General features: G+C 34.8%; 11 protein-coding genes. 9 read left to right on the plus strand and 2 right to left on the minus strand.

The annotated features are described in order from the left end of the window. Positions 1-76: 76 nt before the first annotated feature. Positions 77-1,615, plus strand: coding sequence for a YifB family Mg chelatase-like AAA ATPase (locus tag ACE939_RS02890; RefSeq protein WP_378187280.1), 1,539 nt, complete (start codon positions 77-79; stop codon positions 1,613-1,615). 278 nt (positions 1,616-1,893) lie between these two features. Here the strand turns inward: ACE939_RS02890 and ACE939_RS02895 are convergent, their stop codons facing one another. After that, positions 1,894-2,724, minus strand: a complete 831-nt coding sequence (locus ACE939_RS02895; RefSeq protein ID WP_378187281.1) for an N-acetylmuramidase domain-containing protein — start codon at positions 2,722-2,724, stop codon at positions 1,894-1,896. 288 nt (positions 2,725-3,012) lie between these two features. On the opposite strand from ACE939_RS02895, the gene ACE939_RS02900 reads away from it, so the two are divergent. The 8 genes from ACE939_RS02900 (at position 3,013) to ilvA (ending at position 12,832) form a co-directional block, all read left to right on the plus strand. Further along, positions 3,013-3,408: a hypothetical protein gene (locus tag ACE939_RS02900; RefSeq protein ID WP_378187282.1), complete on the plus strand. Its 396-nt coding sequence runs from the start codon at positions 3,013-3,015 to the stop codon at positions 3,406-3,408. A gap of 675 nt (positions 3,409-4,083) precedes the next feature. After that, positions 4,084-4,881, plus strand: coding sequence for a sensor histidine kinase (locus ACE939_RS02905; RefSeq protein ID WP_378187283.1), 798 nt, complete (start codon positions 4,084-4,086; stop codon positions 4,879-4,881). Positions 4,882-4,886: 5 nt separating this feature from the next. Then, positions 4,887-5,540, plus strand: a complete 654-nt coding sequence (locus tag ACE939_RS02910) for a response regulator (protein WP_378187284.1) — start codon at positions 4,887-4,889, stop codon at positions 5,538-5,540. 379 nt (positions 5,541-5,919) lie between these two features. Beyond that, on the plus strand, positions 5,920-7,593 hold the full coding sequence (ilvD, locus tag ACE939_RS02915; RefSeq protein ID WP_378187285.1) for a dihydroxy-acid dehydratase: 1,674 nt from the start codon (positions 5,920-5,922) through the stop codon (positions 7,591-7,593). Positions 7,594-7,651: 58 nt separating this feature from the next. Next, positions 7,652-9,379, plus strand: a complete 1,728-nt coding sequence (ilvB, locus tag ACE939_RS02920; protein ID WP_378187286.1) for a biosynthetic-type acetolactate synthase large subunit — start codon at positions 7,652-7,654, stop codon at positions 9,377-9,379. Between the two features lie 17 nt (positions 9,380-9,396). After that, positions 9,397-9,936, plus strand: coding sequence for an acetolactate synthase small subunit (gene ilvN / locus ACE939_RS02925; protein WP_378187287.1), 540 nt, complete (start codon positions 9,397-9,399; stop codon positions 9,934-9,936). Positions 9,937-10,002: 66 nt separating this feature from the next. Beyond that, positions 10,003-11,478 carry a ketol-acid reductoisomerase gene (ilvC, locus tag ACE939_RS02930; protein ID WP_378187288.1) on the plus strand — a complete coding sequence of 492 codons (1,476 nt, stop codon included), beginning with the start codon at positions 10,003-10,005 and terminating at the stop codon, positions 11,476-11,478. Between the two features lie 88 nt (positions 11,479-11,566). Beyond that, entirely contained in the window at positions 11,567-12,832 is a 1,266-nt protein-coding gene (ilvA, locus tag ACE939_RS02935) for a threonine ammonia-lyase (protein WP_378187289.1), read from the plus strand. 5 nt (positions 12,833-12,837) lie between these two features. On the opposite strand, the gene ACE939_RS02940 is transcribed toward ilvA, so the two are convergent. Beyond that, a complete protein-coding gene (locus ACE939_RS02940) occupies positions 12,838-13,173 on the minus strand; it encodes a hypothetical protein (RefSeq protein ID WP_378187290.1) in 336 nt (111 codons plus the stop codon). Positions 13,174-13,216 lie beyond the last annotated feature (43 nt).

The raw sequence follows: 13,216 nt of genomic DNA on the forward strand, positions 1-13,216 counted from the left end.
TTACTTTGTAAACTATTATAACTATTCTCATAAATATTTAACATATTTAGTTATTTTAGTGTAAACTTTTAAAACCATGCTTGTTAAAGTCTTCGGCAGCGCTGTTTTTGGCGTTGAAGCCACTACTATTACTGTAGAGGTAAATATTAATAAAGGTATAGGATACCACCTTGTAGGTCTTCCCGATAATGCTATAAAAGAAAGCAGTTTTCGTATCGCAGCAGCGTTACAAAATAATGGCTATAAATTACCTGGTAAAAAAATAACTATTAATATGGCTCCTGCCGATCTAAGAAAAGAAGGATCTGCATATGATCTAACGTTAGCCTTAGGAATTTTATCCGCGAGTTCTCAAATTAAAGCCGAAACTATTAATAACTATGTAATAATGGGAGAACTTTCTCTAGATGGAAGCCTTCAACCTATCAAAGGAGCGCTACCAATTGCAATCAAAGCTCGAGAAGAAGGATTTACTGGATTTATTTTACCGAAGCAAAACGCAAAAGAAGCAGCAATTGTTGATAATCTGAAAGTATATGGTGTTGACAATATTCGCGAGGTAATTGATTTTTTCGATACAGAGAGTCCGCTAGAACAGACAATAGTAGATACTAGAGAAGAATTTTATGCAGCATTAAATAATCCAGAGTTTGATTTTGCAGACGTTAAAGGGCAGGAAAGTATTAAGCGATGTATGGAAATAGCAGCTGCTGGCGGACATAATATTATATTGGTTGGACCTCCAGGAAGTGGTAAAACGATGTTAAGTAAGCGACTACCCAGTATTTTGCCTCCGATGTCGTTACAAGAAGCTTTAGAAACCACCAAAATCCATAGCGTAGTAGGTAGGGTAAAAGAGAATGCGGGGCTTATGGCGCAACGCCCGTTTAGAAGCCCCCATCATACAATATCAGATGTAGCATTAGTTGGTGGAGGAGCCTATCCTCAACCAGGTGAAATATCTTTAAGTCACAACGGCGTATTATTTTTAGATGAATTACCAGAATTTAAACGAAGTGTACTAGAGGTAATGAGACAACCACTTGAGGATCGAGAGGTTACCATATCCAGAGCAAAATTTACAGTAACCTATCCTTCAAGTTTTATGTTGGTGGCTAGTATGAATCCAAGCCCCAGTGGTTATTTTAATGATCCCGATGCTCCTGTAACATCTTCTCCTGCCGAGATGCAACGTTATCTTAGTAAAATATCTGGACCTTTGCTGGATAGAATTGATATTCATATCGAGGTTACACCAGTACCGTTTGATAAATTAAGTGATGATCAGAAGGGTGAATCTAGTGTTTTAATCAGAGAACGGGTAACTGCGGCACGCGACATTCAAACTAAACGCTTTCACGATCTCTCAACAATACATTACAATGCTCAGATGGGAGTAAAGCAGATCCGTAAATATTGTGCTTTGGATGATGATTCAAAACAGCTTTTGAAAACAGCCATGGAACGTTTAAATTTATCAGCGAGGGCATACGATCGTATTTTAAAAGTGTCTCGAACAATCGCAGATTTGGAAGGATCAGAATGTGTGAATGGTACCCATATTTCAGAGGCAATTCAATATCGTAGTTTGGATCGTGACGGTTGGCTGGGGTAGCACATTGGTTACATTTTTCAATTATATATTTTTTGAGACTGTATTGACAATAGATAGCAAAGAATATTTTGATGCTTAATACACATTGAATGAATATAAAATTTTGGGAGATGTTTAATAATTTTGTAGTAAAAAGTAGAACTGGAATGGGTATAGATTTCTCTGTATAGCATGGTTAGTAAAAATGATCGTATAAAAAAGCTGCAAAGAGTAGATATTTAGTTTCATAAAAAAAATGATAACTAGTACGTAACTAAGTAGAGACAATAATCAAGAAGTCAGACCATTTTTGAATATTTTTGAAAGGCCTTTTCTAATTTACTATCATATTTATTTTTTGCATAGCTAGAACCATTGTATCCCCTAGCAAAACTTTTCCAATCTTTATTTTGTAAGGGTTGTATCAGATTTGAAAATTCTAAAAATCTACCAAAAACTTCCAAATGCTTTGCTTCAGAAATATATATGGTAGAAACAAATTCATCAACAGAAGCATAGTTCAAGTTTTTATAATGAAACCCCATAATTTGAAATGCACCCCAAGATGCAGATTCGTAGGCTGCTTCACGAATTCCTTTAAGGCTACCAATCTTAGCAGCTTTTTCTAATCTATTATATTCTGCAGAGCCTCCAAGATAATACTTGCGTGTCCAGTTTTTATATAATATATCTTTTGTAAAATTTGTTAAATATTTTGTAGGGTCTATTCTTTTTTTAGATAATTGACGCCAAAAAATGTGACCTTCAAAAAGAATCCTTGGCCTACCATCGAGTAAAAATCCTTTTCCATTGCTCTCCACTTCATTCACTGCTTTTACAACAGCTACTTCGAGATTGTAAAAAGAGGCAAAATCTATAATATCTTCTTCAGATAAAAATTTATCCAGATTGTGGGTAAGATTTTTTTCGGCAGCAATTAGTTTGCTCCAAGTTTTGGCTCCTACGATTCCATCCACTACCAGTTTATGATTCTTTTGAAAATCGATTACGGCATTATACGTATCTTTTCCAAAATAATTTGATACCACAATTTTATAATTGAGATTCGAAAGAATTTGTTCTAATAGATAGACATCTTGCCCGTTTGATTTATAACGTAAGGTTTCCATAGTTTTAAAAATACCAATTTAAAAAGTCGTATACTATTTTAAATAATAATGTCTATCAGTAAAAAGTTGGTTAGTTATAATTGAGGGGGGGGATTTTCCCCCTGCAGTATCAAATTTTAAAAAAAATAGTGCAATTTATAAACTATCTTTATATGTGTGTAAGTGATTGATTTTTAGAAATTAAAGCTTGTATAATCAATATGAAAATTGGCTCGTGAATTCATCTATATTTGTTTACCACTCTTTTTTTTAAATATATTAGCCAAATAAATCTTAAATTTTTGAATCATGGAAAAAAAAATACCTAAAAAATGTATTACTGTAGACGAGGCTAAAGAATTAGAAAGGAATTGGTGTGGCACCAGAGGTAAAGATATCGAAAGATGCATGAAATTTCAAGACACAAGAGAGTTTTACTATACAGTAGAAGAGTTAGAAGAATACTTAGCCTATGTAAAAGAAAAATCATTAGAGCAGGGGATTAAAGATCCAGGAATTCGTATCTATTTTGGAGCCTATCCGCAACAAAAGTGTAAACACAAGCACGGGTATTCTACTATATTTTTAGCTCCTACGGGTTCTCCAGCGCAAAGTTTAGGAAAAGATGGAGCTAGTGCTGCAAATAATTATAGTATCGAGCCTTTTAATAGAGGTGGAGGTGGAAATCCACCACAGAGTTATTAAGAAATGCTATATGGTTTACCAATTAATTATTAACTTTTTTGAAATAGCCGCTGCTATTTCTGGCTTATTTTGTATTTCAAGATATCGAGAAGATAGATCTTTTCAATATCTTGTTTATTTCTTAATATTTACATTATTTATAGAAATCATATTTGGTTGGTTACCTCGACTTATAAATTCATTTAATTCGTTAGAATTTCTTAAAAATTCAATTTTATCTACCAATCAATGGGTGTATAATAGTTACGATGTAATAAGTTTTTCTTTTTATCTTTCCTATTTAGCTAAGCATTTTAAATCTCAAAAAATCAGAAAAATTAGTTTTTATATAATTGGTGCTTTTATATCTTTGAGTACTATTAATCTGTTATCAAGCGATGTATTTTTTAAGACGGTATCTTCAGCTAATTATTTTATCGGTTCCATTTTGATTTTCATGTTTGCTAGTTACTACTTCTATCAATTACTGATCTCAGTTAATATATTAGATTTTTACAAACAGATGCCATTTTATGTTGCGACAGGATGTCTCCTTTTTTACTTGATTGTGACCCCGATATTTATTTATAGTTCTTACTATAGCAAAAAAAGTCCAGAGTTTGTTCATCTTTATGCTCTCACGTTAACAATTGCTAATATATTTATTTATACTAGTCTCATTTTTGGATTTATCTTATGCTACAGAAAGAACAAATCTTATTAATTATTTATTTTACTCTAATAATATTATTTTTTATAATTTTTGGAGTAATATTTTTTATAGCATTTCAAAAAAGAAAAAATAAACTTATTCTCGAAAATTTGAATGCCCAACGTCGATTTGACGACGAGCTAGTTAAATCGAAGTTAGAAATTCAGGAACAAACCTTAAAAAATGTAAGTTGGGAGCTTCATGATAATATTGGACAGCTTTTGTCGACGGCAGTTATGCAAATGAATATGCTAAGAACAAATCATGAAGAACAGTTAGGTGATTCTATTAATGATGTAAGAAGCCTTGTAACTAGTAGTCTGCAAGAAATAAGAAGCTTATCTAAAACACTTAATCATGAGGTAATTCAAAATGTGGGAATAGAATCTTCTATCAAAGTTGAACTACGCCGATTTGAAAAGCTAAATTTTTTGAAAACCACTTTTGAAGTTACAGGAAAGGAATATGTTTTAAACCCTAAAGACGAGATTATCTTATACAGAATTATACAAGAGTTTTTTTCAAATACAATAAAACATGCCGAAGCCGAAAATTTATTTGTTAGCATTCATTCTAATTATGAAGCGCTAAACATTCTCATTAAAGATGATGGAATAGGCTTTGATACAGAGTCTGTAGTTGCAAACTCCGGTTTATTAAATATGAGGAGTCGAGCTGCCCTTGTTAATGCTTCTTTAGAGATAGTCTCACAGCTTAATCAAGGGACAGAACTAAATATTTGTTACCCTCTTATCAATCAAAATTTAAGCGATAATTCTTAGAGAATATGAAAAAGAAAACAGTCGTTATTGTTGACGATCATTTATTATTTGCTCAGTCGTTAGAGAGTTTGATCTCAAAAATTGAAGGATATCAGGTTTTAGAAATTTTAAAAAACGGAAAAGAGCTAACTCGATATTACTTGCACAAACGCAAAAAGCCAGACCTAATTCTCCTAGATATTAAAATGCCAGTAATGGATGGGGTTCAAACAATGCAATGGTTAAAAGAAAATCAACCGTCTCAAAAGGTACTTGCGCTAACAATGGAAGATGATGAAGAAACTATTATACGCATGCTACGCTCGGGAGCAAGAGGATATTTATTAAAGGATATCCATCCTGATAATTTTGAGTATGCCATGAACGTTGTTATCGAGCAAGGCTACTATTATTCGGGAAAAGTAGAAAATTTGAAGAAACATTCTGAGGATGCATCGCTTACCGATCAACCTCGCTCTTTAGTTCAACTAACAGATCGTGAATGGGAGTTTTTAAAATTAGCATGTTCTGAACTCACCTATAAAACAATCGCCTTGGAGATGAACTTGAGCCCAAAGACTGTCGAAAATTACAGAGAAACTGTATTTCGTAAACTAGAGGTTAAAACTAGAGTAGGGATGGTAATTTATTGTATGAAAAATAAATTTTTTAAATTTTAAAGTAGTCTGCAAGAAACACCATTATAATCTATTTTAGTCTGACAACATCCAAACTTTAAAGTTAATGACTCCCTTTGCTATGTAAGCAATAGGGAGCTTTTTGTGCTATTTAAATTTTTGAAAATGATAGATTTGATGTCCAATACTACACAAGAACACATATCATCTTATTGTAAAAAAACGATTCTAATATCTTTAAAATAAATACAAACTTAACAGTGTAAAAGTTAAGTGTATAACCATTTGATAGTTAGGTTTTTGATAATTTACATCACAATTTGAAAGTTGTAACTTACTAGAAAGCAATTAGGTGTCATTGATAAAGAAAAATAATTTTATATAAACTTTAAAAGCAAGTTTATAAATTATTACAAGTATCATGAGCTTAAATACATATAGTAAGTACGTTACCCAAGATGACTCTCAGCCTGCTGCACAAGCGATGTTACATGCAATTGGTTTAACAAATGATGACTTGAGCAAACCTTTAATAGGCATTGCTAGCACTGGTTATGAAGGGAATCCATGTAATATGCACCTTAATGATTTAGCAAAGTTGGTGAAACAAGGAACCCAAAAAGCGAATCTTGTAGGTTTGATATTCAATACCATAGGTGTAAGCGATGGTATATCGATGGGCACACCAGGTATGCGGTTTTCGTTACCTTCGCGCGATATTATCGCCGATTCTATGGAAACGGTTGTCCAGGCGATGTCTTACGACGGTATGATCACCGTTGTAGGTTGCGATAAAAATATGCCAGGTGCATTAATTGCTATGCTACGGCTTAATAGACCATCTATTCTGGTATATGGCGGCACCATTGCTTCGGGTTGTCATGAGGGAAAAAAACTTGATGTAGTTTCAGCGTTCGAAGCTTGGGGAGAAAAAGTAGCAGGTACAATTACACAAACGTCATACAAAGCGGTTATAGAAAAAGCATGCCCAGGAGCTGGGGCTTGTGGAGGTATGTATACAGCTAATACAATGGCTGCATCTATCGAGGCATTAGGTATGGCATTACCATATAATGCTTCTAATCCAGCGATCAGTGATGAGAAAAAGCAAGAAAGTTTTACTGCTGGTAAAGCTATCCGTCTTTTACTTGAAAAAGATATTAAACCTTTGGATATTGTCACCAAAAAAGCATTAGAAAATGCAATTCGATTGGTTATTGTCTTAGGCGGATCAACAAATGCGGTACTTCACTTTCTAGCAATTGCTCGTGCTGCAGCCATAGAATTCACTTTAGAAGACTTTCAAAAAATTAGTGACACAACGCCTTTTTTAGCTGATCTAAAGCCTAGTGGAAATTATTTGATGGAGGATGTGCATAAAATCGGAGGAATTCCAGCAGTGCTAAAATATATGCTCAAAAAGAATCTGTTGCATGGTGATTGTCTTACCGTTACCGGAAAAACATTGGCTCAAAACCTTTTGGACGTTCCTGATCTCTCAGTTGGTCAAGATGTTATAAATACGATAGATCATCCAATAAAGAAAAGTGGTCATCTTAGGATTATGTATGGAAATTTGGCCGAAGAAGGATGTGTAGCCAAAATAACGGGTAAAGAAGGTCTTAAATTTAGCGGAAAGGCAATAGTCTTTGATGGAGAATACGCAGCTAATGATGGAATTAAAAATGGACTAGTAGAAAAAGGACATGTGGTAGTTATACGCTACGAGGGACCAAAGGGCGGTCCAGGTATGCCAGAAATGCTAAAACCAACTGCTGCAATTATGGGAGCTGGTTTGGGTAAAGAAGTCGCTCTCATAACAGATGGTAGATTTTCTGGAGGAACTCACGGTTTTGTAGTAGGGCATATCGCGCCCGAAGCTCAAGAAGGAGGAACAATTGCCATCATTCGCAACGGAGATCTAATTACTATAGATGCAAAAACAAATACGATTACCGTAGCTCTATGCGAGGATGAAATAGTGAAACGGAAAAAAATGTGGAAAAGGCCTCCATTAAAATTTAAAAAAGGGGTGCTTTACAAATATGTAAAAACAGTGTCATCTGCTTCAAAAGGATGTGTAACAGACGAGTAATAGTAGCAAATGGTAGTTCATAGATCATACACTTCTTAATTTTATAAATGTAAAGAGTATGCTTACACAAACGTTAGCAAAGCAAAAGGATATAAAACAACATCTAGTAACTGGTGCAGAGGCAGTGATTCTCTCGCTGCTAGCAGAGGGGATTGATTTGATATTTGGGTACCCTGGCGGCGCGATCATGCCTGTCTATGATGCGCTATATAAATATAAAGATCAGTTAAGTCATGTGTTAACAAGACATGAACAGGGTGCAACACATGCTGCACAAGGTTATGCGCGAGTTAGTGGCAAAGTAGGAGTTGCAATTGCCACATCTGGACCTGGAGCAACTAATTTTGTTACAGGGATAGCAGATGCCCAAATAGATTCTACGCCAATAGTTTGTATTACGGGGCAGGTAAGTTCTCATTTATTAGGAACCGATGCTTTTCAAGAAACTGATATTATAGGGATATCTACACCAGTGACCAAATGGAATTGTCAAGTGACCAAGGCCGAAGATATTCCTACCGTCTTAGCAAAAGCCTTTTACATTGCAAAATCAGGGAGACCAGGTCCTGTTTTAATCGATATTACCAAGGATGCTCAATTTGGTACTTTAAATTTTGAGCATAAACCATGCAAAGGTGTTCGTAGTTACGTTCCAATACCCGCAACAGCACCAGAAACGATACTTAAGGCAGCCCAAGTAATCAATCAGGCTCAACGACCCTTAGTTGTATTTGGACAGGGTGTGATTTTAGGTCAAGCCGAAGATGAATTTAGAGCTTTTATTGAAAAAGGAAATATGCCATCAGCATGGACGATTCTCGGACTGTCTGCATTATCAACTTCGCACGAGTTAAATGTTGGTATGGTTGGTATGCATGGTAATTATGCCCCAAATGTGTTAACTAATGAATGTGATGTTTTAATTGCAGTAGGTATGCGTTTTGATGATCGTGTTACTGGAGACTTAAAAACATATGCTAAGCAAGCAAAAATTATTCATTTTGAAATCGATCCAGCCGAGATCGATAAAAACGTAGCAGTGGATGTAGCAGTATTGGGAGATGTTAAAAAGACTCTTGTGCAGATGCTTCCATATATTAATAAGAACGATCATTCTTTATGGTTACAACGATTTGATGCGCTTAAAAGTATAGAACAAACTACTGTAATGGCGAATGAGTTATATCCGAGTTCTGAAAAAATAACTATGGGAGAGGTAATACGTTTAATAAATGAAGAGACTCGTGGAGACGCAATTTTAGTTTCGGATGTGGGACAGCATCAAATGATAACGTGTCGTTATGCCAAATTTAATAGTTCCAGAAGTAATGTTACTTCTGGTGGATTAGGCACGATGGGATTTGCATTGCCCGCTGCCATTGGTGCCAAAATGGGAGCTCCCGAACGTCAAATTATCGCAATTATTGGTGATGGGGGCTATCAAATGACCATTCAAGAGCTAGGAACTATATTTCAAACTCAAATTCCCATAAAGATAGTAGTGTTAAATAATGATTTCTTAGGAATGGTTAGACAATGGCAGCAACTTTTTTTTGATAAGCGTTATGCTTCTACAGAAATGATAAATCCTGATTTTGTTACCATTGCCAAAGGCTATCATATTCAGGCCGCCAGAGTCTCGAATAGAGAGCACTTAGAACATGCAATTAGTAAGATGCTTTCATCAAACGAACCATATTTCTTAGAAGTATGTGTAGAAAAAGAAAGTAATGTATTTCCCATGATACCTACGGGTGCATCAGTTTCAGATATACGATTAAAATAACTAGTACTATTAAGATTATGGAAAAAGAAAACTATACTATTTCAATTTATACAGAGAATAATATTGGACTACTCAATCGCATTTCGTCGATTTTTTCAAAAAGGCACATTAATTTGGATAGTTTAACAACGTCAGTTTCAGAAATCAAAGAGGTATATCGTTTTACAATAGTCGTCAAGGTGACCAAAGATCAAGCCCGTAAATTGGTGGGGCAGATTGAGAAGCAAATAGAGGTTATCAAGGCATTTTATCATAAGGATGAAGAGACTATCTTTCAGGAAACAGCTTTGTTTAAATTGGCTTCAAAATTACTTTTTGATGATCGACAAATTCAGTCAGTTATAAAAGAATATAACGCTCACATCATTACAGTTACTCCAGAGTATTTCGTCTTAGAGATAACAGGTAGTAGAGAGCAAGTTGAGCATTTATACAATTGCCTAGAACCCTATGGACTAATGCAATTTGTGCGATCTGGACGTATTGCCATTACCAAAGATAAAATGCATATTTCTAAGATTCTCCAAAACTTTACGGCTTTATCTTCAAATTCTTAGAATTTTTAAATCTTTCAAACCAAGTAACTTTTCGCAAGAGCGAAAACGTATTAATAACCCATTATAATGACTAATTATTTCAATACATTATCGCTAAGAGAACAGCTAACACAACTAGGTAAATGCCGATTTATGAATACTGAAGAATTCACGGATGGAGTTACCATTTTAAAAGAGAAAAACATTGTCATTATTGGGTGTGGAGCGCAGGGTCTTAATCAAGGACTAAATATGAGAGATTCTGGACTACATATTTCGTACGCCCTTAGAGAAGCTGCAATTCAAACAAAGCGTGATTCGTTCAAAAGAGCATCAAACAATGGATTTACTGTAGGAACTTATGAAGAAATCATACCCAACGCAGATCTTGTAATTAATCTAACACCAGATAAACAACATACACCAGTTATCAATGCAGTGATGCCGTTGATGAAAAAAGGAGCAACACTCTCATATTCGCACGGTTTTAATATTGTAGAGGAAGGAATGAAGATACGTAAGGATTTAACAGTGATAATGGTAGCGCCAAAGTGTCCAGGTTCTGAGGTTAGAGAAGAATACAAAAGAGGGTTTGGCGTTCCAACCTTAATCGCTGTGCATCCAGAAAACGATCCCCAAGGTCATGGATTCGCACAAGCCAAAGCATATGCGGTTGCGACTGGAGGGCATAAAGCAGGAGTTTTAGAATCATCCTTTATTGCCGAGGTCAAATCTGATTTAATGGGAGAACAAACTATTTTATGTGGCTTATTACAAACAGGATCTATACTTTGTTTTGATAAAATGATTGCACAAGATATTAATCCAGGATACGCTTCAAAGTTAATACAATATGGTTGGGAAACTATTACCGAAGCACTTAAATATGGCGGTATAACTAATATGATGGATCGGCTTTCAAATCCTTCCAAAATAAAAGCTTTCGAACTTTCTGAAGAGTTGAAAAATATTATGCGACCCCTATTTAATAAACACATGGATGATATCATTTCTGGGCAGTTTTCCAAGACTATGATAGAGGATTGGCAACATAATGATGAGAATTTACTTAAATGGAGAGCAGCTACAGAAGAGACAGCATTCGAGAAAACTCCGGCAGGATCTATGGAAATTTCTGAGCAGGAATTTTATGATCATGGAGTACTTATGGTTGCCTTTGTAAGGGCTGGGGTCGAATTAGCGTATGAGTCAATGACCGCAGCAGGTATCGTTGACGCTTCGGCATACTACGAATCGTTGCATGAAACCCCTTTGATAGCCAATACAATAGCTCGTAAAAAATTATTTGAAATGAATCGGGTAATCTCTGATACTGCAGAGTATGGATGTTATTTGTTTGACCATGCATGTAAACCTTTATTAACTGATTTTATGAAAACCATCGATAGTAATGTTATCGGACATGCTTTTGATAATGAAATAGATAACAATGTTGATAATGTAAAGTTGATAGAAGTGAATACAATCATACGAAATCACCCGATTGAAAAAATTGGTAAGCAACTTAGAGCATCTATGACTGCTATGAAGCCAATTCTATAAACCATAATAATTTATCTGACTGGGTCTGTCTTGATTCTTTTGATGTGTATTGTGAATCAAAAGATGGACTCAGAAAGATACTTAGGCTATGCATATACATAATACCACATATTTTCCTAGATTGAAGGATATTAAAAAAGCTGCAGTCACTATCAAAGACGTAGCGGTTATTACTCCTTTGGTCGAGAACCTTCGCTATTCAAAAGTATATAATTGTAATGTACTATTAAAACGAGAAGATCTACAGCAGGTACGATCGTATAAAATTAGAGGGGCTTTTAATAAAATTAGCTCTTTAACCAAGGAGGAACAAAAAAGAGGTGTTGTGTGTGCTAGTGCTGGTAATCATGCACAAGGAGTAGCGTTTACCTGTCAAAAGCTTAAGATAAAGGGGACAATTTATATGCCATCGGTTACACCGAAACAAAAAGTTGAACAAACTCAAATGTTTGGAGGTGAATTTGTTCAAGTAGTTCTGGTAGGTGACACTTTTGACGATGCTTCAAAGGCAGCAAAAAAAATGTGTAAACAACAACATAAAGTTTTTGTTCATCCTTTTGATGATCCTAAAATTATTGAAGGACAAGGCACTATTGGTGTCGAAGTTTTTGAGCAATTTAATGAACCAATAGACTATATATTTGTGGCTATTGGTGGTGGTGGATTAGCTTCTGGATTATGTGGAGCTCTCAAAGTGCTATCGCCAAAAACTAAAATCATAGGGGTCGAACCTATGGGTGCTCCTTCAATGTCTATATCAATTACAAAGAATAGAAATACAGAAATTAACAATATAGATAAATTTATTGATGGCGCTGCTGTAAAGCGGGTGGGAGATCTCAATTTTGAGATTTGCAAGATGTATTTGGATGATATAATTACTGTTCCCGAAGGTTGGGTATGTCAAACAATATTAGATCTTTATAATAAAGATGCTATTGTTGTAGAACCCGCAGGAGCACTTGCATTAGCAGCCTTAGAAAAATATAAGATTAAAATAGAAAATAAAAATGTAGTATGTATTGTAAGTGGTAGTAATAATGATATTACAAGAACCGCAGAGATAAAAGAACGAGCTTTGTTGTTTGCTAACCTAAAACACTATTTCATACTACGTTTTCCGCAGCGTGCAGGTGCATTAAAACAATTTGTTGTTGAGGTATTAGGTCCAGAAGATGATATAACGCATTTTGAATATTCAAAAAAATCTAGCCGAGAACATGGGCCAGCAGTTGTTGGAATAGAACTAAAACACAAAGAGGATTTAGAGCCACTAATCGAAAGAATGAAACTTCAAAAATTTTATGGGAACTATTTAAATGATAAACCTGATCTCTTTCAATATTTGGTGTGAAGATTTTAAAACGAAGTATAGGATCCTGAGTCTTTTATAATCGCGATGGTTTTAAAACTTCGTTCTAATTTTTTGTAGTGTTCATAATGATGAATGTCCTCATTCTTTACCCCTTTAATAATGGTAATGATTTCAGACACTGTTTCAATATTTTTTTCAAAACTATCGGTTTTATAATCACTAAAGGTGGGCGATGCCTTTGTAGGATTTATCGAGATATTTTCAAAAACCTTATAAGTTTTTAGTTCCTCTCCCTCATGTTTTTCAGAAAAGGATTGTGCGTGAGAATAAGAGATAAACATACAAGTGATAAATAAAGTAAAAAGAAAAGTTTTTTTCATTAGATAAGCCCTTTAAGATGATTTGTATTGATGATTGTGTTTG

The sequence above is a fragment of the Aquimarina rhodophyticola genome (assembly GCF_042434915.1).
Taxonomy (GTDB): Bacteria; Bacteroidota; Bacteroidia; order Flavobacteriales; family Flavobacteriaceae; genus Aquimarina.

Bases quoted from the DNA above. Each gene is read 5' to 3' on its own strand.
- ACE939_RS02890 (WP_378187280.1), top strand. From the start codon at position 77: ATGCTTGTTAAAGTCTTCGGCAGCGCTGTTTTTGGCGTTGAAGCCACT.
- ACE939_RS02895 (WP_378187281.1), bottom strand. From the start codon at position 2,724: ATGGAAACCTTACGTTATAAATCAAACGGGCAAGATGTCTATCTATTA.
- ACE939_RS02900 (WP_378187282.1), top strand. From the start codon at position 3,013: ATGGAAAAAAAAATACCTAAAAAATGTATTACTGTAGACGAGGCTAAA.
- ACE939_RS02905 (WP_378187283.1), top strand. From the start codon at position 4,084: ATGCTACAGAAAGAACAAATCTTATTAATTATTTATTTTACTCTAATA.
- ACE939_RS02910 (WP_378187284.1), top strand. From the start codon at position 4,887: ATGAAAAAGAAAACAGTCGTTATTGTTGACGATCATTTATTATTTGCT.
- ilvD (WP_378187285.1), top strand. From the start codon at position 5,920: ATGAGCTTAAATACATATAGTAAGTACGTTACCCAAGATGACTCTCAG.
- ilvB (WP_378187286.1), top strand. From the start codon at position 7,652: ATGCTTACACAAACGTTAGCAAAGCAAAAGGATATAAAACAACATCTA.
- ilvN (WP_378187287.1), top strand. From the start codon at position 9,397: ATGGAAAAAGAAAACTATACTATTTCAATTTATACAGAGAATAATATT.
- ilvC (WP_378187288.1), top strand. From the start codon at position 10,003: ATGACTAATTATTTCAATACATTATCGCTAAGAGAACAGCTAACACAA.
- ilvA (WP_378187289.1), top strand. From the start codon at position 11,567: ATGCATATACATAATACCACATATTTTCCTAGATTGAAGGATATTAAA.
- ACE939_RS02940 (WP_378187290.1), bottom strand. From the start codon at position 13,173: ATGAAAAAAACTTTTCTTTTTACTTTATTTATCACTTGTATGTTTATC.